This is a genomic window from Marinobacter sp. MMG032, from assembly GCF_040112695.1.
GTDB classification, from domain to species: Bacteria; Pseudomonadota; Gammaproteobacteria; order Pseudomonadales; family Oleiphilaceae; genus Marinobacter; species Marinobacter salsuginis.
The window spans coordinates 2,226,388-2,244,625 of record NZ_CP157802.1 but is presented as its reverse complement, the minus strand read 5'-3'; the positions used below and the strand labels follow the sequence as shown (position 1 = coordinate 2,244,625).

At 59.6% G+C, this 18,238-nt stretch carries 18 protein-coding genes; 9 read left to right on the top strand and 9 right to left on the bottom strand.

Going from position 1 to position 18,238, the window contains the following annotated elements; translation table 11 throughout:
- Nucleotides 1-54: 54 nt before the first annotated feature.
- Together ABNF92_RS10395 and ybaK are read right to left on the bottom strand one after the other, a co-directional pair.
- Entirely contained in the window at nucleotides 55-1,248 is a 1,194-nt protein-coding gene (locus ABNF92_RS10395) for a cation:proton antiporter (RefSeq protein WP_222465795.1), read from the bottom strand.
- A gap of 3 nt (nucleotides 1,249-1,251) precedes the next feature.
- Complete coding sequence (gene ybaK / locus ABNF92_RS10390) at nucleotides 1,252-1,722, bottom strand: Cys-tRNA(Pro) deacylase (RefSeq protein ID WP_222465796.1); 471 nt, start codon at nucleotides 1,720-1,722, stop codon at nucleotides 1,252-1,254.
- Between the two features lie 215 nt (nucleotides 1,723-1,937).
- On the opposite strand from ybaK, the gene ABNF92_RS10385 reads away from it, so the two are divergent.
- Complete coding sequence (locus ABNF92_RS10385; protein ID WP_228715165.1) at nucleotides 1,938-3,125, top strand: sensor domain-containing diguanylate cyclase; 1,188 nt, start codon at nucleotides 1,938-1,940, stop codon at nucleotides 3,123-3,125.
- A gap of 126 nt (nucleotides 3,126-3,251) precedes the next feature.
- Nucleotides 3,252-4,538, top strand: a complete 1,287-nt coding sequence (locus tag ABNF92_RS10380) for a serine hydrolase domain-containing protein (RefSeq protein WP_153634191.1) — start codon at nucleotides 3,252-3,254, stop codon at nucleotides 4,536-4,538.
- Between the two features lie 10 nt (nucleotides 4,539-4,548).
- Here the strand turns inward: ABNF92_RS10380 and ABNF92_RS10375 are convergent, their stop codons facing one another.
- Nucleotides 4,549-4,893, bottom strand: coding sequence for a hypothetical protein (locus ABNF92_RS10375; protein WP_008176786.1), 345 nt, complete (start codon nucleotides 4,891-4,893; stop codon nucleotides 4,549-4,551).
- A gap of 196 nt (nucleotides 4,894-5,089) precedes the next feature.
- Here ABNF92_RS10375 and ABNF92_RS10370 point away from each other — a divergent pair, with 196 nt between their 5' ends.
- Entirely contained in the window at nucleotides 5,090-5,341 is a 252-nt protein-coding gene (locus tag ABNF92_RS10370) for a hypothetical protein (protein ID WP_069182493.1), read from the top strand.
- On the opposite strand, the gene ABNF92_RS10365 is transcribed toward ABNF92_RS10370, so the two are convergent.
- Entirely contained in the window at nucleotides 5,338-6,408 is a 1,071-nt protein-coding gene (locus ABNF92_RS10365; RefSeq protein WP_349342084.1) for a hypothetical protein, read from the bottom strand. The two genes, ABNF92_RS10370 and ABNF92_RS10365, sit on opposite strands and share 4 nt — an antisense overlap.
- Nucleotides 6,409-6,579: 171 nt before the next feature.
- On the opposite strand from ABNF92_RS10365, the gene ABNF92_RS10360 reads away from it, so the two are divergent.
- Genes ABNF92_RS10360 through ABNF92_RS10350 form a run of 3 tightly spaced genes read left to right on the top strand, consistent with a single transcriptional unit; the run spans nucleotide 6,580 to nucleotide 11,087 of the window.
- A complete protein-coding gene (locus tag ABNF92_RS10360) occupies nucleotides 6,580-10,068 on the top strand; it encodes a response regulator (RefSeq protein WP_349342083.1) in 3,489 nt (1,162 codons plus the stop codon).
- Nucleotides 10,069-10,101: 33 nt separating this feature from the next.
- Nucleotides 10,102-10,659 carry a hypothetical protein gene (locus tag ABNF92_RS10355; protein ID WP_305965423.1) on the top strand — a complete coding sequence of 186 codons (558 nt, stop codon included), beginning with the start codon at nucleotides 10,102-10,104 and terminating at the stop codon, nucleotides 10,657-10,659.
- A gap of 14 nt (nucleotides 10,660-10,673) precedes the next feature.
- Complete coding sequence (locus ABNF92_RS10350) at nucleotides 10,674-11,087, top strand: response regulator (RefSeq protein WP_069182497.1); 414 nt, start codon at nucleotides 10,674-10,676, stop codon at nucleotides 11,085-11,087.
- 25 nt (nucleotides 11,088-11,112) lie between these two features.
- Here the strand turns inward: ABNF92_RS10350 and ABNF92_RS10345 are convergent, their stop codons facing one another.
- The gene (locus ABNF92_RS10345; RefSeq protein ID WP_305965424.1) at nucleotides 11,113-11,385 is read right to left on the bottom strand and encodes a hypothetical protein; all 273 of its coding nucleotides are present in this window, start codon (nucleotides 11,383-11,385) and stop codon (nucleotides 11,113-11,115) included.
- A 533-nt stretch (nucleotides 11,386-11,918) separates the two neighbouring features.
- Between ABNF92_RS10345 and ABNF92_RS10340 the strand changes: the two genes are divergently transcribed.
- Nucleotides 11,919-12,173, top strand: a complete 255-nt coding sequence (locus tag ABNF92_RS10340) for a hypothetical protein (RefSeq protein WP_227514442.1) — start codon at nucleotides 11,919-11,921, stop codon at nucleotides 12,171-12,173.
- A gap of 15 nt (nucleotides 12,174-12,188) precedes the next feature.
- On the opposite strand, the gene ABNF92_RS10335 is transcribed toward ABNF92_RS10340, so the two are convergent.
- The gene (locus tag ABNF92_RS10335; RefSeq protein WP_069182834.1) at nucleotides 12,189-12,722 is read right to left on the bottom strand and encodes a hypothetical protein; all 534 of its coding nucleotides are present in this window, start codon (nucleotides 12,720-12,722) and stop codon (nucleotides 12,189-12,191) included.
- Between the two features lie 185 nt (nucleotides 12,723-12,907).
- Between ABNF92_RS10335 and queC the strand changes: the two genes are divergently transcribed.
- Together queC and queE are read left to right on the top strand one after the other, a co-directional pair.
- Nucleotides 12,908-13,573 carry a 7-cyano-7-deazaguanine synthase QueC gene (gene queC / locus ABNF92_RS10330; RefSeq protein ID WP_349342082.1) on the top strand — a complete coding sequence of 222 codons (666 nt, stop codon included), beginning with the start codon at nucleotides 12,908-12,910 and terminating at the stop codon, nucleotides 13,571-13,573.
- Nucleotides 13,573-14,229, top strand: coding sequence for a 7-carboxy-7-deazaguanine synthase (queE, locus tag ABNF92_RS10325; protein ID WP_305965426.1), 657 nt, complete (start codon nucleotides 13,573-13,575; stop codon nucleotides 14,227-14,229). The genes queC and queE overlap by 1 nt, the downstream gene beginning before the upstream one ends.
- Here the strand turns inward: queE and ABNF92_RS10320 are convergent, their stop codons facing one another.
- The 3 genes from ABNF92_RS10320 to ABNF92_RS10310 form a co-directional block, all read right to left on the bottom strand.
- Nucleotides 14,230-15,297 carry an AraC family transcriptional regulator gene (locus ABNF92_RS10320; protein ID WP_136630959.1) on the bottom strand — a complete coding sequence of 356 codons (1,068 nt, stop codon included), beginning with the start codon at nucleotides 15,295-15,297 and terminating at the stop codon, nucleotides 14,230-14,232.
- Between the two features lie 156 nt (nucleotides 15,298-15,453).
- A complete protein-coding gene (locus tag ABNF92_RS10315; protein WP_349342081.1) occupies nucleotides 15,454-16,149 on the bottom strand; it encodes an alpha/beta hydrolase in 696 nt (231 codons plus the stop codon).
- 325 nt (nucleotides 16,150-16,474) lie between these two features.
- Nucleotides 16,475-18,235 (bottom strand): ExeM/NucH family extracellular endonuclease, encoded by a 1,761-nt coding sequence (locus ABNF92_RS10310; protein ID WP_349342080.1) that lies wholly within the window; start codon nucleotides 18,233-18,235, stop codon nucleotides 16,475-16,477.
- Nucleotides 18,236-18,238 lie beyond the last annotated feature (3 nt).

The window sequence follows — 18,238 nt, the reverse complement described above, 5'->3', positions numbered from 1 at the left end:
AAAAGCCGGACAACCCTGACGGGTTCTCCGGCTTTTTTGTGGCCAGCGCCAGGGTCAGTCTTCGTCCGGTTCGTCCTGGTAGCCTTTGCCGGTTTCGCCGGCACGCCGCAACTGGATCAGCGTGAGCGGTGGTCCCACCAGTTCGAAAATCACCGTGGCGCCAATCACCAGAGGCAAAATGTAAGTCAGCTCCGGCAGCCGCTCTGTGGCCAGAAGTGCCAGGCCAAGGGCAACGCCGGCCTGCGGCATCAGGCAGGCACCGATCCGTTTACGGGTATGGGGTTCGGACCCGGCCAGGTAGCCGCCGAACCTTCCGCCTGCCAGCCTGCCTGCAATCCGGGCGGCAACATAGGCCAGGCCCAGCGCACCAAGGGTTGGCAGCATCGCCCATTCAAGCTGGTAGCCGGCCATGAAAAAGAAAAGAGCCAGGAAGGGTTCGGAGATGCCTTCTATTGAGCGGAATGGCCGAACATGATGCCGTGCCCGGTTGGCGACAACGATGCCCAGGGTCATACAGGTAAGCAGATAGGAGAGGCCAAGAAACGACGCAATTCCGGCGGCGACGAAGACAAAACCGGCAGACTCCAGCAACATGGGCTCACCTGGCCGCAGTCGACCGGTGAGCCAGGCCATGGGCAGACCCAGGACCATGCCCAGCAAAACCGCGCCTCCGACATCCAGAAATCCGATCCCGAGGGTCGAGAGCCCGGTATCGCCATTTCCAAGTAGCAGTTGGGCGCCGACCAGGGTGACACTGAACAGGATCGCGCCCCAGGCGTCGTCAATGGCGACGACCTGGAAGACCAGACGGGTCAACGGGCCATTGGCGCCCGCTTCCTTCAACGTGTCCAGGGTTGCCGCCGGTGCCGTTGCCGTTGCGATGGAACCAAGGAGCAGGGCAGCGGCAAGATTCCGGGTAACCAGCCAGACTGCGACGGCAACAAATGCCGCTGTAACCAGGGTGACGGCGAGGCTGACGATCACCGCCTCGCGCCCATCTGCCAGGTTCTTCACCGCCATCCGTTCACCCAGCAGGAAGCCGACCATGGCCAGGGTTAACTGGGTAATGAATCCGAAGTGGGCGTCGGCGCCCGGTGGCAGAAGATCCAGCAGATCCGGTCCGGCAAGCGCGCCAAGCAACAGCAGCAGGGTGACTCTGGGCACATGTATGCGCTGGCCGATGCCATGCGCGGCCAGGGCCAGCAGCAGGGTGCCGCCGATCAATAGCAGGTCCGTTGCGTGGTTCAAGGCTTACTCCTGGTGGAGTGGGAAAAAACCGCCGTTCACCAATGTGGCCAGATCCCGGGGTGCAAGCTCAATTTCCAGGCCCCGGCGCCCGGCGCTGACATAAATGGTGTCGAACTCCAGGGCTGAGTCGTCGATAAAGGTTTTCAGCTTCTTCTTCTGCCCCAGTGGGCTCACGCCACCCAGGACATAGCCGGTGGTGCGTTCAACCGCCTGCTTGTCAGCCATGCCGGCTTTCTTGCCTTGTGCCGCCCGAGCAATCAGTTTCATGTTGAGCATGGCGGTCACCGGCACGATGCCCACCACCAGTTCCTTGCCGTCGATAGCCACAACGAGCGTCTTGAACACCCGAGCCGGGTCCACACCGGTTTTCTCGGCCGCCTCGATGCCATAACTCTCGCTGGCCGGATCGTGTTCATATTCATGAATCGTGTGGGGCACTGCCGCCTTGCGCGCCGCGTTAATGCCTGGCGTCATGCTCGACTCCTCCATGGGGGACAGAGATCGGGAATTAAAGCAGCTAAGCGGCACTGCAACAACTGCCAAGGGCCGGGGGGTAACGCACGATTTTACCGAGCATGACATTTGTCACTCGACTTAACGTTCTGTTGTGACTATTTTTCGTACATTATAAATGTTCAAACCCCCATGGCTGTGTGTTCATGGTACCTCAGCGGCCAGACTCTCAAGGAATGACAAGATTGAACGAAAACCGGACACCCCTGCGGCGAGCTGGGTGGGCTGCGCTGGTCTATCTGATTGCCGGCTTTGCATGGATTGCTTTTTCCGATACTGCTGCTGAGGCCTGGTTCCCCGACCCTCAAACCCTGTCCCTGGTTCAGACCTGGAAGGGTTTCCTCTTTGTCCTGACCACGGGGCTTGTGCTGTTTGTGGTCCTTTTGCGTCAGCTTACCAAGGACCGTGCCCTTCTTACTCTGCAGCACAATCAGCGCCAGGCCCTGCGCAAGCGAGAGCGTCAGCTACAGGTCCTGATGGATAACCTCCCCGGCATGGCATACCGGTGCCGGTATGATCCCCATTGGACCATGTTGTTTGTTTCTCAGGGGTGTGCCCGCCTCACTGGTTATGAGCCGGAAGACCTGATCAATAACCGGGTGGCCAGTTATGCGAGCCTGATGGATGGTGAGGACAATGAGCGGATTATGACTGAGGTCCAGGCGGCGCTGGACAAGGACGAATCCTTCTCGTTGGAATATGCCCTTACCCGCCAGGATGGCAGCCGCATCTGGGTCTGGGAGCGTGGCCGCGGTGTCGAGGAGGAAGATGGCTCGGTTGTGCTCGAGGGTATCGTGCTGGACATCTCAGATCGCAAGACCCTTGAAAATGAGCTGGAGGAACTGGCCACCCGGGATCCGTTGACCGGCTTGTTCAACCGCCGCGAAATGTCCAGGGTTCTGGAGGAGGAACTGGAGCGGGCCAGGCGTTATCAGAGACCCATGGCCGTGCTCTGGGTTGATTTTGACCATTTCAAGGATGTGAACGACACCTTTGGCCATGCCGCCGGGGATTCGGTTCTCCGGTCCATCAGCCGCCTGTTGTTGGGGAGCGTGCGAAGCGTCGACACCATCGGCCGGTTCGGCGGTGAAGAGTTCGTTATCGTCTTGCCGGAGATGGATCTTGAAGAGGCCCGTGAGACGGCCGAGCGGCTCCGTCGTAAAGTGGCCGACGAGCCGCAGCCGCTTGGGAATGGCCAGACGGTGCCCCTGACCATCAGCGTCGGCATTGCGGTCTATCCCGATCACGGACAGACTGCCTCCGCGCTCTGTGCCGCGGCCGACACGGCCATGTATCTGGCCAAGGAACGCGGTCGCAATTGTGTTGCCATGGCGCACCTGCACGACCGGGTCCATAATCAATAATGAGACCTTCGTTCCGGATAAGATGGAGGTGCTGACGTCCGCCCGATTGCGTCCCGGCCAATGTACAACGGGTCGGTTTCTCTGAAGATAGAAAAACAACAAGTTACTGAAAAAGGTTTGAAAAAAATGAACCGACTTGCCCGCCGTGCCCTCCACACCAGCCAGATTCCCGAGGACCTTGAAACCGTCACCTTCCGGGACGCCGCTGGTGAAAACCCGGCTGCTGCAGGCGTCAGCCAGGAAACCGTCGATGCCCTGTGGCGCAGCGTCCAGAGCCTTTACCGGACCGGCGTCCATCCGGGGATTCAGATCTCCATTCGTCACAGGGGCGAACATGTCCTGCACCGGGCCATCGGCCATGCCAGTGGTAACGGCCCTCATGATCCGCGAGATGCGGTCAAAGTCCCGATGACCACCGATACCCCGATCTGCTACTTTTCTGCCTCCAAAGCAGTTACCGCGCTGCTGATGCATATGCTGGCCGAGCAGGGGCTGGTGAACCTGATGGATCCGGTGTCCTACTACTGCCCGGAGTTCGGGGTGAACGGCAAACGGACGATCACCGTTCACCAGATTCTTTCCCACCGTGGTGGCATTCCCGCCATTCCGCGGGAAACGCCGATAGATGTGCTCTGGGACAACGACGAAATCTGGCGCCTGCTTTGTGCCGCGCGACCGGTGGAGGTTGATGGCGCCAAGGTGGCCTATCACGCGATCACCGGCGGCTTCGTACTTCAGCGGGTACTGGAACGCGTGACCGGCGATACCATCGAGCATTATCTCGACAAACACCTGCGTCGGCCCATGGGCATGAAGTGGTTTACCTACGGCATTACGCCCGAGCACCTGAATGATCTGGCATCCAACTACGCCACGGGTCCAACGCCCCGGTTCCCGGTGTCCTGGGTGGTCAACCGGGCACTTGGCGGCGATATCCGCACAGTGGCGCAGGTGACCAACGATCCACGGTTTCAGGAAGCGGTGATTCCGGCGGGAAACCTGTGCGGGACGGCAGAGGAAATGAGTCGTTTCTTCCAGATGATGCTGAACGGCGGGCTCTGGAACGGCCGGAGAATCTGCAGCGAAATCACCATTCGCCGGGCCATTCAGCAGTTCGGTTCCTTGCAGATCGACCGCACCATGATGGTGCCCATGCGTTTCAGTGCCGGCATGATGCTTGGTGGCAATCCGGTGGGGCTCTGGGGCCAGAATAGCCGGTTTGCCTTTGGGCACGTAGGTCTGATCAACAAGCTGTGCTGGGCAGACGCTGCCCGTGATATTTCGGTCAGCCTCCTGAACACGGGTATCCCGATTGTCGGCCACCATCTGCCGGCGCTCGCGAAGTTCGTTTATACCGTGGGTAACCGCTTCCCGCTGATACCGGAACACCGGCGGCCGTTGATCGCCGCCTGAGTCGTTTCGTTCAGAGGGTCCGGAGCTGGGCTTCCAGGATGCCCAGAACTGACGACAGGATGTCGCGGAAATCGGTCAGAGTCTGGGTGCGCTGAATCACGTCTTCGCGGTTTTCATCGAGTCGCTCCAGTTTCGGTACGACCCGGCGGATGCCCTCGGTAATGACCTCATAGGGGTAGTGGTGGTCCTGGATGCTGAGCTTGTTTATCTCGGCCACTTCCTGGCTGAAGATGCTGATGATGTCGTACAGCATGTCCTTGTGGTGAATGCTGCTGGCTTCCCAGTAGGCGTCGTCCAGAAGTTCCAGCAGCGACAGATATTCACGGAGGGTATCCGCCACGGATGTCTGGGTCATGAGAGCTCCTGTCGGTGGGCAATGTTGTATCTACAGGGAACTATAGCAGGGCTTCGGTCGTGTGAATGACAGGAAGACCATCACGACAGAAAACAAAAATGAAACTCTATTCATTTTAATTGCACTCTGTCAGACAGTTGTGCAAACTTGCGTGATGGGATAAGGATCTTTCACGACTCAATGGACGAGAAGCCGAATGGACAAGCCCGCACCCCCCAGCCACCAGCAAGCCTCCCGCGAGGTTAAACTGGACCACCACGACAGTGTCCGTCATCACGTGCATCAGCAGGTGCGCTCGGAAGTCGAACGGCTCGAACGCCGGATTGAAACCCTCCGTCTGGTCAAAGCGCCCCACGCGGCCATCATGATTTCCACCTATGAACGTATGATCGACCGCAAGAAAGGTTTCCTGCAAAACTGGGATCTCAGGGACGGGGGCGCCCGCTAGCGCCCGGCGACAGGCACCGTTGTCCAGCTGGTAATCGCGTCCGCGTCTTCCTGATAGGTGCAATTGTCCGGATTGGCAATGGTGTCCTGCTCGTCTGTTGAATCGGGATCGTCAATGCGGGCGGGCTCGCCATCCGAGGCAAAAATTCTCACCTGCTCCATGTTGTAGTCCAGCTCGATCCTCAGGCAGTCGGGATGGTTGTCCTCCCGCGTGTATCCCGGATAGCGGTCCAGCGCGATGACTTCGGCATCGTCGTTCTTGATAAACAGCGTGTCGGTGTTCTCGTCAATGAAATCCTGGCGCAATTCAATGCTGCCGTGATTCCGGCTCAGGAAGTCGGCCGTGGCGAACTCGGTTGGACTGTAGCCCAGCGTCATGAAACTGTTGGCATCAAACCGGCTTCCTGCCAGCACACTGACCAGTTCCGGCTGGGCCGCCTGTTCGTCTTCCGCCACGCTCCGGCTGACGTACTGGATTGTGCGATACACCTTGTTGTCGAGATCCGACCCCTCCGGGCCATCCGGCAGGTAGCGCCAGTCCAGGGTGGGATAGATCCAGAGTTGATCGTTCAGCGGCAGATCGGCAATCACCGCCGACTGGTCTGTGAACCGGATCTGGGCACCGTTGCCCCGGGTGTTGTAGGTGCCTGCGGCATCATCGGCAATGCGCTGGCTGATGTACCGCTTGCCCTCCTGGAAGTTGGTGACTTCGCCTGAGGCGAGCACCTGGTTCATCAGGTCCAGTGGATTACGCACGCTGTCATAGCTGGTGCCGGAGTCGGTTGCCGTGGCGCGGATAAAAATCTCGATGTGACCACGTATTTCGCTGGTGGTCGCCAGGTCGTCGGAGTCTTCTGCCGCGGGCTGGATGCCCCTGTAAAAGTCCCAGAAACGCGTGTAACTCAGGTTGTCCGGGGCCACCTCGGTGTTCTGGAGGTCGAAACTCGAGAAGGTCAGGTCGACATTGGTGGCCGGATTGAACGCGGAAGGGCCGGTATCCTCAAGTCCGCAGCCAGCCAGGGCAAGCGTGGTCATGGAAACAGCGGCGAAAATGCAGGAATGTCTCATTTCAGAAGGCCCCGGGGTGCGGAAAACGGTGTAAACGGCTAAAGTGAGTCACCAGGACGGTATTGCCCGGCGCGGTTACTGACAGTAAAACAAAAAACAGGTATCTACCCTCGCGGAGATCACATTTTGCGGCAATGGCTTGAATTGGCGCTCCCAGCGGTGACGTCTTTTATGGTGGCCCTGCTGCTTCTGGCCACGGCGATGATGCCGTCCCCGGCCAGTGCAGCCGTGCCCTGCCGTGATGGCGAGATTGTCCTTGATGAAGGTGTCGAGAGCATCCGCGATCTGGGCGGCTGTATCTGGTACCTGGAGGATCCCGGGCAGTCGCTCTCACTTGAGGAGGTTCGCCAACTCGAATCGGGTGCCTTTACCCGCCACGAAGGTGGGGTGTTGAACCTGGGCTACACCGAGTCGGCATACTGGGTGCGCCTCGACCTGCGTTCTGCCGGAAGCCTGGACCAAAACGGCTGGATCCTGGAGCTTGCCCTGCCATTGGTGGATGAAGTCGCCCTGTTCATGGTTCGTGACGGTGACCTGGTCGAGCAACGCCAGGCCGGTTACGAGGACAACTGGCGGGAACGGGACCTGGCGGTGCCCAATCCCACATTCCGACTTTCCCTGGCACCCGATTCGCTGAGCCACGTCTATCTTCGGGTGGTTAACACCAACACCTTCCGTTTACCAATCAGTCTTTGGCACCCGGACAGCTATATTGAAAAAGTCTCTGTGGATGAGCTGGTTCGGGGCATTCTGCTCGGTGCGGTGCTCGCCATTCTCGCCTACAACCTTTTCGTCGCGGTTTCGGTGCGTGAGCGAAGCAATATCTATTACGTGCTCTATCTGATATTCGCGACCACCTTTATCTTCACCGAACAGGTCCACGGTATCCAGTTGCTGGATAGCCGCCCCGCCCTGTTCGACAAGCAGTTCCTGCACTTCCAGATCATCCTGACCTGGTTCTGGGGCCTGTTGATGGCACGGTCACTGCTGGAGACGCGGGAGCGGTCTGCCGACCTGGACCAGGTGATCCGCCTCTGTCTCTATTCGGTGGTTGCGACCTTTGTGCTATCCCTGTTCCTGCCCTACCACGTGGCCATGGAATGGATTGTGGTTGGCTCCGTGCTGCTGAGCCTGATCCTGATTGTGGTCAGCTACCTGTCCTGGCGTTATTACAACCCGGCGGCCCGTTCCTACTTCTTTGCCTGGACACTGGCGCTGGTGGGCTTCGGTATCTACGCCCTGACGGTGATGGGTATCTTGCCGTTGAACACCTTCACTGCCTACTCGCCCCAGTTTGGTCTGACCGCACAGATTATTCTGTTCTCGTTTGCCCTGGCCGACCGGATCAAACAGGTTCAGGGCGAGGCGCTGGGCTGGAGCCAGCGGGCGTTGTCGAATCTTCAGCGCTATCAATCGCTGTTCGACAATGCAATCGAGGGGGTCTTCCAGATGTCTCCGGACCGGCGATTTGTTACTGCCAATCCGGCCATGGCGCGCCTGTTGGGCTACAACAGCAGCCGCGAACTGCTCAAACGGAATCCGGACGTGCTGGAAACCTGCATCGCCGATGACCGCCTCCGGCGGCTGGTGATCGAACAGCTGGAGGCCCGGGGGACAGTCAAGGGCATAGAAGCCCGATACCTGACCCGGGATGGCGACGAGCGCTGGGCCACCATCTCGCTCCATACGGTTTATGACAGCGACGGCGATCCAACCCACCTGGAAGGCACCTGCATTGATGCTACGGAGAGTCACAACCGGCAGCGAATCGAGAGGGAGCGCGAGCAGGAGCGGCTCGAAAAGGAGCTGGCCCGAAACTCGGCCGAGGCCAAGAGTCAGTTCCTGGCAAATATGAGCCATGAGATACGCACACCGCTGGCGGCGATCATTGGTTACGGTGAAACCCTGCTTGATCCGGACCTCAGTGATCCGGAGAAACGGAGCAGCGCAGAGACCGTGGTGCGCAGTGGTCGTCATCTGCTGGACCTGGTCAACGATATCCTCGACCATTCGAAGATCGATGCCAACAAACTGGATGTGGATATCGTCTCGGTCAATCTGCCGGAACTCCTCGATGAAATCCGCGCCTTTTTCGCCCCCCGGGCTCGGGAAAAGGGGCTGGATTTCAGTATTATCTGCGAGTACCCCTTGCCGGAGCAGGTCCTCACCGACCCCACCAGGCTGCGCCAGATCATCATCAACCTGTGTGGTAATGCCCTGAAATTTACCGATAAGGGTTCCATCTCCCTGGTGGTCCGTTGCGATCGCGAGCAGGAACTGCTGGTGGCCAGGGTGGTGGATACCGGCATTGGCATGAAGCCGGAACAGCTGGGAAGGCTCTTCGATCCGTTTGCCCAGGGTAGCGCTGCCATTTCCAGGCAGTATGGCGGTACCGGTCTCGGGCTCAGTATCTCAAGGCGTCTCGCGGAAATGCTCGGCGGCAGTATCCGCGTTAACAGTACCTATGGCGAGGGCAGTGAGTTTGAGCTGTCGATCCGGACCGGACCACTGGATTCGGTGCATTTCCTGCGCGATGCGTCTGAGCTGAGCCAGCGCCGCAGGGCCATACCCATGGTGGTGGCTCCGAGACTGTCCGGGCGAATCCTGTGCGCCGAAGACAACGACGTGAACCGGCGCCTTGTGTCCCTGCTGGTGTCGCGAACCGGCGCGGATCTGGTGCATGTAAGTAATGGCGCTGAAGCCCTGGAACTTGCCATTCGCGAGCCTTTTGATCTGATCTTGATGGACATCCAGATGCCGGTGATGAACGGCCGCGATGCTACGGCGGCCCTCCGCGAGGCCGGGGTAAATACGCCGGTGATTGCCCTGACCGCGAATGTGATGTCTGAAGACATTGCCGATTATCGGCTGGCGGGCTGCAATGAGCATCTGGCCAAGCCCATCGACAAGCAGCGGTTCTATGAAGCCCTGGCCCGGTATCTCTCCGTTGCCCAGGAGCTTGTCGAGAGCCCCGCGCCGCGCTATCAGGGCAAGGTGCTGGTTGCCGAGGACAATACCGAGAACCGGCAGCTGGTGGAGCGCATGCTACGCCGCGCGGGTCTGGATGTGCTGTCGGTTACCACTGGCGACGAAGCGGTCCGGACGGCGCTGTCCGATACCGTTCATCTGGTTCTGATGGACCGTCACATGCCCGGGATGGATGGGGTCGCTGCAACCAGGTTGCTGCGCCAGGCCGGGTTCCGGCGACCGGTGATTGCCTTTACGGCTGGTGATCAGCAGGAAACCGATGCTCTGCTTGATGCCGGTTGTGACGGGGTGCTGAACAAGCCCATCGATCAGTCCCACCTGACCTCCATGCTGGATCGACTGCTTGGTGCTGGTGTGGTTGCCGCCGCGGATGCCAGCGAGGATGACGAAATTGCCCATCTGGTTGCACAGTTTCTTGACGGCCTGGCCGCACGCCGGGCGCGGATGGAAGACGCCCTGGCGACAGCGGATCGGGAAGCAATGAAAACCGAGGCCCACCAGATCAAAGGCACGGCGGGGGCCATGGGCTATCCGCTGATGACCCGACAGGCGGGTGTATTGGAAGACCTGGTGAAAGTCACCGAACCGGACTGGGACCGGGTTCGCAGCGAACTCCGGGGGCTCGGTGAAATGATAGATCGAGCCCTAACTGCGGCAAAGGCCCCGGGCTGATGTGTGTCGAGAACAACCAACAGGAATAACCCGATGAGTGAATTGCCGGAACGCAGAGAACACCATTCCCTGAGCATGATGTACGGAACCTACGCAGACATCCTTTTTGTGCTGTTTCCGTTTCTGATCATTGGCATGCAAAGGCTGTGGGAAGGTCGGCTTTATGAAACCCTGCTTCGACCGGACCTGAGTATAGCCGCCGCCATTCTCGCGGGCCTTGCTATCGGCAAGTTCGTCCTCGGGCTGGTGACCAATCGGGATCTCGGGCGTTACAAGGAGCGGATCGTTTTCTTCATCGCGCTGACCCTGTTTGTGGTGCTGGGCCCGGCAATCATCCTGATATTGAGTATACTGGGGAGCGCAGAGGTGCCCGCTTTCGTGACTTTTGTTCAGCCGATCCTTCTGATTATTGCCATTTCTCTGTACACAACGGCGGTGAGCATCAGCAATATCCTCACACGATTTGGCATGGAAGAGGCGAGAACCGTGAATGACGAGAACTCGGCCTGGTCTGGCGACAGCGAAATGGGTAAACCTCGCCCGGCGCCACTGGATCTGCCCCGGCGCACCGGCAACGACCCGACAGCTTGACAGGAGCAACCCCCATGACGGATCTGAGAGTACTGGTAGTGGAAGATGAGCCGGTGATGCGCGAGCGGCTGGTCGATATGCTCTACAAGGCAGGCGCAACCAAGGTGATCGAGTGTGTCGATGCGGCGTCAGCCAGGGCCGCCTTCAAGGCTGGGGAGTTTCAGATTATCCTGCTGGATCTGGGCCTGCCGGATGGCGACGGCCACGAGCTGATGCTGGAGTTCAAGGATGCCCGCGAAGAGCAGCACATTGTGCTGGTGACGGCGGACGATTCCATAGAGAGTATTCAACGGGCGATCAGTGCCGGCGCTAACGGGTACGTGGTCAAGCCCTATTCCCAGGAAAAGATCCACGATGTGGTGAATAACTACGCCATGGTTCACGGTGGCGACATGGCAATGATGCAGGGTCTGAACCGGCGCCACTGACCGGTTCAGACCTGCAGGAGTCGAATCAGGCGACCTGCTTTGCAATCCAGGAATTGTAGCGGGTAGCCAACGCTCTCACGTACCGTGCCTCGGCGTCGTTCAGGTTGCCCAGAACGCCTTTGAAGATCCAGCCCCGCTCGTAAACACCCAGCACCCGCTGTTCGTCTTCCAGGTTGACGCGCTGATTCAGTTTTTTACAAATTGCATCCAGCAGCGGCAGCTTTTCCGGGCGCTTGATCGGGCCCTGACGATTGTTCATGGGCTGGTTTGCTGCGCGAGTTGTCGGATGTCTTTTCATGATGTTCTCCTTGTCGTTTTGCGGCTGCAAAAAACAAAAACCCCGGCGCCTGAAGCAACCGGGGTTTCGCGGAGAATCTGACCCGGTCGCTACGAAGGCTCCCGGGACTGACCGAAAGCCGTTAGATGTCTTTCACCATGGCGCGAACAGACTGCACTGCATGGCAACCTGCTGCTGGGTAAGCAATAAACTGTGGAATCATTCTGGTCATACCGGCTCTTATGTTTCGGTTCGACTACCAGTGTATAGGCTAACGGGCGGTTTGCAATAGGTCTTACTCTTCGGCAAACCCCTACAGACGGCGCCAGGAGCGCTTGCCATAATTCGCAGCGTCACGTGTTTTACGTTGTGCAATCCTGACTGCCTGCCGCGCCAGGCAGTCAATGGATCTCTCCTTTCTACGCAGCCTTTATGGCTGCGTTTTTTTTGGGGTAGTGGAATCTTCGTAGCCACTACTTCGTACAGATGTTCTTCTCTGTTCTGGCGATAATTTGCACACTATCTTTTAATTCATTGCCAGACAAAGACAGAGGTTGAAACCTAGCAAAATGTCCGACGACGCCGGATCTGCCAGTAGAAAATTCCGTTCGCACGCATTGATCGAGCTCGCCCTGATTGTTGCCCTGGGCCTTTACCTGTTCGCCGCCAAGGAGCAGGTTGTGGGTGAGAATCTGGTGTTTACAGTAACAGGGGCCGCGCTGATGGCGCTGGTTACCTACTGGACGCTGAATACCCTTCGGGACGGTCTTGAAGTCATCGCATTGCGGGTCCGCCACGTCAGGCACTGATCGCCTGAAACCGCTTCAGGCCTGGCGGCTTTGACCCGTTAACGGCACCATGGCTTCATGGTCGCGGGCAATCCGTTCCCAGGTTTTGTGAAGGATCAGGGCGTCATTTGCCGCCCGGTGCACTGGCAGGCCAAGTTCGGTAATCACCTGCTGGCGAATCGCCGACCACTGGCGTACCTGTTGGGTATCCAACAGGGCTGAAATCGACTCCAGTTGAAATGCCGGAGTGATGCGGGCAGCCCTGAACAACCGGTGCAGCCAGAAGCTGTCGAACGTCCAGGCATCGCAAAAAACCTGCGCCGGCAAGAGCTCATTGAGCGCCCTGGCCACCTCACCGACGGCAATGCCGTCCGCTTCCAGAGTCTGGCGGGTAATCCCGTGAATCTGCTCAGCGCTTTCCGACCAGTCCTGCCAGAGGACATGGGGGCAGATCAGCCAGCTATGAAGGGTGCCGTCTGGCATGCAGATCCCCACCTCAATGGGGTAGCTCGCGATCAGATCAAGGCTGGATGCCTCGAAATCGATGAATGCCGGCTGGATAGTGGTCATGGAGTCAGTGTAGCTGATGAGTTGTTTTTCGCTGAGTTTACCCGCCCCGCAACCGAGACGCGAACCCAACCTGTGCCTGCACTGTTACAATATGTCCATTCATTGTAAAAGCCCGATGACAGCAACAGGCAACGGGCGCGACAGTAAACCAGCCCAAACCCAATCGCACCATACGGGGAGCCCGAATGACAGACACCGTGGTTGTAATCTATTCCGGAGGCATGGACTCCTACACTCTGCTGCATCTGGCCAGGGAACGTGGGCATCAGGTTCATGCGCTGTCGTTCAACTACGGGCAGCGTCACGTCCGGGAGCTGGAGTGCGCGCGTTCGGTGTGTGAGTCGCTGGGTATTCCCCACAAAGTGATCGACATCCGCGCCATGAGTGAGGTGATGGCCGGTTCATCGCTGACCTCGGATCTTGATGTACCGGAAGGTCACTATGAGGAAGACAGCATGAAAGCGACGGTGGTGCCGAATCGCAATATGATCCTCCTGTCGCTCGCAACCGGTTACGCCGTGACGGCGGGAGCCGGTGCTGTGTGGTACGGCGCTCACGGTGGCGACCACGCCATTTATCCGGACTGTCGCCCGGAATTCGTCGAAAAAATGGACGCGGTCTGCCGGGTTGCCAATTACGAACCGGTGGCCATTGAGGCGCCCTTCATGGCCATGGACAAGGGCCAGATCCTGGCCGAAGGTCTCCGCCTGGGCCTGGATTATTCCCAGACCTGGACTTGCTACAACGGCCGTGCACAGGCCTGTGGTCGTTGTGGGTCGTGCGTTGAGCGGCTGGAAGCGTTTGCCGCCAATGGTGTGAGCGATCCTCTGGACTATGAGGCCGCCAGCTGATGTACCGGGTAAAGGAAGCCTTTTACACCCTGCAGGGCGAAGGTGCCCAGGCGGGCCGTGCTGCTGTGTTCTGCCGTTTCAGCAAGTGCAACCTCTGGACCGGACGTGAAAAAGATCGTGCTAATGCGGTCTGCAATTTCTGTGATACCGATTTTGTGGGCACGGATGGCCAGAATGGCGGCCGCTTTGAGACAGCGGAAGCCCTTGCCCGTCACATACGGAATCTCTGGCCGGACGCACCCGGCAAGCCCTACGTGGTCTGTACCGGTGGCGAGCCCCTGCTGCAGCTGGATGCTCCCCTGATTGAGGCATTTCATCGGGAAGGGTTCGAGGTCGGGGTAGAAACCAATGGCACCCTGCCCGCCCCCGAAGGCATTGACTGGCTCTGCGTCAGTCCCAAGGCCGATGCCCCTGTGGTTATCGAGGCCTGTGACGAGCTGAAGCTGGTTTATCCGCAGCCCCTGGCGATGCCGGAGCGATTTCTAGGCATCCGCGCGAGCCATTATTTCCTGTCGCCGATGGCCTCACCTTCAATGCCGGAAACGGCGGTGGATGAGATCAAGCAAAGCAACACCCGCCGCGCTACCGATTACTGTCTTGCTCACCCCCAGTGGCGTCTCACCCTGCAGATGCACAAGATTATCGGGATCGACTGATCACCCGGTGGCCAGTGACCGCTCCGCGGGCGTCGAGGCGGAGCGGGTGGGCGCGCTTCGGTAGTGGCTGGGGCTGGCCCCCGTCCAGCGCTTGAAGGCGCGGGTGAAGTTCGCCGCATCGGCGTAGCCCAGGGCATCTGCAATCTGGCTCAGATTCATGCCGGTGCTGCGGAGCAGATCCTGTGCCCGCTCCAGCCGAACCTGGTCCACCAGCTGTTGGAAGCTGGCTTCTTCCTCCTGCAGCCGGCGTTTGAGCGTCCTTTCGGAGACGAACAAGGTGCCCGCAACCCTGGCCAGTTTCGGGGGGAAGGGGTGGCTGGTTTCGATCACCCGCCGAACCCGGCAGGCAAATCCGGCATCTTCGGTCAGCTGCCGCAGGGCCTCCTCGCACTGAGCTTTGGATGAGGCGGCCAGTTGATCGTCGGTAAAGCGCACGGGCAGGTCCAGGCGCGCGGTGGGGATCACCAGGGCATTCTCCGTGGCACCAAACTCTACGGGTACCGGGATCTGTGGTCGGAACCGGTGGAAATACGCCGGCTCCGGGCCCCGGCGCACAATTCGCAACCCATCAACCACCGAGCCAGTCAGTTGTGCGCCCATGGAAACGCATCCGAACAGCATGGCGTCCATGATAAATCCTTGCAGGGGGCCGAGATCGATGTCACAACTGACAATGTACCAGGCCAGTTTTCCGGTTTCCCGTTTGCAGACCTGAAGATGGGGTACCCGCAGTGTCAGGTACCGGGTCATCAGCTCCATGGCATCGCCAAGGGTCCGGCTGCTCATGACCGCCGTACCCAGGGCGCCGTGCAGTGGCAACTTCAGTTCCCGTGCCAGCATGATCCCGAGCCCCGGTTCGCCGCTTTCGATGATGGCCCGGGTAACAAATTCGCTGGCCTGGGTCTGACTGACCCGCAGATCGGTGGATTGCAGGCGGGCCGGGTCGAGTCCGACCCGAAGCAGAAGGTCCTGTTCATCAACGCCGATGGTATTCAGCAGTTCGGCCAACAGATGCAGATAAATGGCCGGCATGCCCAGGTCCTGTGCCGTTGAAACGGAGGCTCGCATGGGGGTTCCTCGTCTTATTCTGTTCTTGTTATGTCGCAGAGCGCGCAGTTTCAACGATTATGGCGGCTACCGGCCCGTTCCCCCATGACTCCACTGACGAGATAAATGGCCTGAAAGGCCAATCAATGGCTGGCAGGCACACTTGGCCTGACCGGCTTACCGGCCATGGCGGTGGACGAATCGCTCAAGAGTCGCGGCGGATCGCGCGGGTGTCTCCAGCATGGGCAGGTGCCCCACGCCCCGGAATACGTGGATTTCCGCGTCTGGCGTGGCCGAGCCGAACCAGTCGATGCAGCGGGTGGGGGTGATCACGTCCCGATCACCCCACTGAACCTGCAGTGGCGGTGTGTCGGGGCCCAAGTAGCGCGCTGGTGCCAATGCGTCTGCCACCATGTCACTGAAGATGTGACGCAGCGCGTCGGTGCGGCCCAGCAGGTCCGGCCCCAGAAGACCGGCCATGGCCAGCCCGGAGACCGTGGGCTTGCCGGTGCCGACGCTGTTGAACATGCGGTAGACGCCTTTCCAGTCCTTTGGAATCAGGATGCCGTCCCGGTCGGACCTCAGGGGGGCGTGAATGTCGACATCTTTATGTTCCGGGATTCCAGCGCTGTTGAGCAGTGTTACCGAACGGGGCTTCGGATCCAGTGAGTGGGCGAGCACGGCGGCTATAGCACCGCCCATGGAACTGCCAGCCAGATGAATATCGTCGGTGTTAAAGCCCGCAAGCCATTGTTCCAGTCGCCGTGCCTGGGTCTCATAGCGGTAACAGGCGTGGGGCCGGTAATCACTCTCCCCGAAGCCAGGCAGATCCGGTACCAACAGATGCCAGTGTCTGGCAGCCGTTGCAGCCACAGAGCCCAGTTTTCTTTCATGGCGGCAAAGCCGTGTATCAGCACGACGGTAGGGTTCCCCGAGCCGGGAGCGCCCCGCTCCAGGAAAACCATCTTGTGGTCATCCACGAGCGCTGTGCGGCGGCGAGCCTGGAGAAGAAAACGTTGTCCTGTGCGGGCAGCGGGCCAGAGGTTGGGGGCAGGGATTCTCATGGTTGTCAGCGATCACCGGTTTTGGGTCTTCTCGCCAGTCTACCGGTATCGGCTTCCCGAGCCTTGGCCAACATGCCCACAGGCTCCGGCGGATGGGCAACCAACCGATAGCCCCAATGGACAGGGGGCGGGGCTCAGAGCTCCAGGTCGACAATCACCGGGTTGTGGTCGCTTGATCGCCAGGGCCCTTGATCGTCAACCTCGTAGTCGCTCTGGTAACCGAAAACTCTGGGCTCATCGGCATTGACCAGCCAGGTTCGCGCGCCCACAACCCGTGGCTTCATTGTCTCGGAGGCCAGGGCGTAATCCAGAGACCCTTTCTCGCCACGGTATCGGTAGGTGTACTGGCGACAGCTGGTTTCGGTGCAGGGATGAAAGTGGTGCACCATGCTGACAAAACCCGCCCTTGCCAGCATCGTAATGGGATGCTCCCGGGCGTAGCTGTTCAGGTCACCGATAATCAGGGTGCCGGCGGAATCGAGGCCTTCGCTATCAATGCCGGTCCATTCGGCCAGTGCTTGTGCTTCGTCCGTTCGCCGGCTGGCGTAACAGCCCTGGCCATCCGCCTGATCCCGGTTATCCCCCCTGGCACCCCGACAGGATTTTGATTTCAGGTGAGGCACGATCACCCGGACCGTCGTCTCACCATCGACACGACTGAAATTCTGCGCCAGCGGAGGTCGACCGGCGGATGCGAAAGGCCCACTGATAAGCCTTTCAGGCTCAACGATGGTGCGTACCCGGTCGCCGCGATAGAGCAGGCCGGTCCGGATCTCGTCATCGCCATCCTGACCCGGCGTGCTGACAAACCGCCAGGGGCTGCCCAGGGCATCGGCCAGGCTGGCGATGGAGCTGTGCGGACCGTAGCCGTCGTTCTCGAGTTCCGTGACCGCAAGAATGTCCGGGTCCGGTGCCAGTAGCGTTTGCACCAGCCGCTGTTGCTGGCGCTGAAACTCTGCCCATGTCTTGGCCCCCCGAGTTGTTGGAAACTCGCCGCCGCGACCATCGCCGTTGAAAAAGTTGCCGAGATTCAGCGTCATGATCCGCACGGAATCACCGGGCGGCGACTCCGGCGCGGGTTCTCTCTCGTTGGTATCCAGAAAGACAGGTTCCCGGGCGGGCTGGATTCTCCAGGCATCGAAACGGTAGTCCAGCACTCCGGTGAGCCCCGTAATCTGGTCGCCAGCGCGCACGGATCCTGAGGACAAACCTTCGGGCGGCCAGGGTATGGGCCTGGGGTTTCTGATGGAACGGTTGTCGTCCAGCAGTACGCGGTGCTGACGGTTGCGGAGGGATGCCCTGTGGGCGCTCTCGCCCGGCGTAAGGTACTCGGTGGGCTGGATCTGATCGGCGCCGGCCAGCGCCAGCTCGCCGTAGCGGTCGAGGTTGTAGTTGTCGACCACCGTCAGGGGCTGGCGGAAGGTCACTCTCATATTCTCCAGGTGTTCCGGATCCACCGTCCACGGCAGCGTCACCGGAATGGCGGCCGGCAGCGCTTCCAGTCCGCACATATCAATGGTCCGGACCGCTACCAGTTCAGTCAGTCCGTGGTATTCCTTCACCTTGCCGGTAACCCGCAGCCGCATGCCGGTTTTGCCGACCTTGCGGTCGGTATAGACAAACAGGGCCTCGGACGTGGTGGGATCATTGTCGGTCTGGTGGTCGGCCTGCTGAAGATAGAAGCCGCCAAACCCGCCTTCTGATCGGGAATCCTGGGTCAGGATACCCTCCACCGTGACCGTCTTGCCTGTCAGAAGTGAGGCCGGGCCGGTCCCTTGTACTTCGGAAATTGGTGTTGCGGGTTTGCCACAGGCTGATTCCGCCGTTGCCGCCATGGGCAGGAACGGCAGAATCAGGAAGCAGAGATAGGAATAGCGTCGAATTTTAGAATTCACACC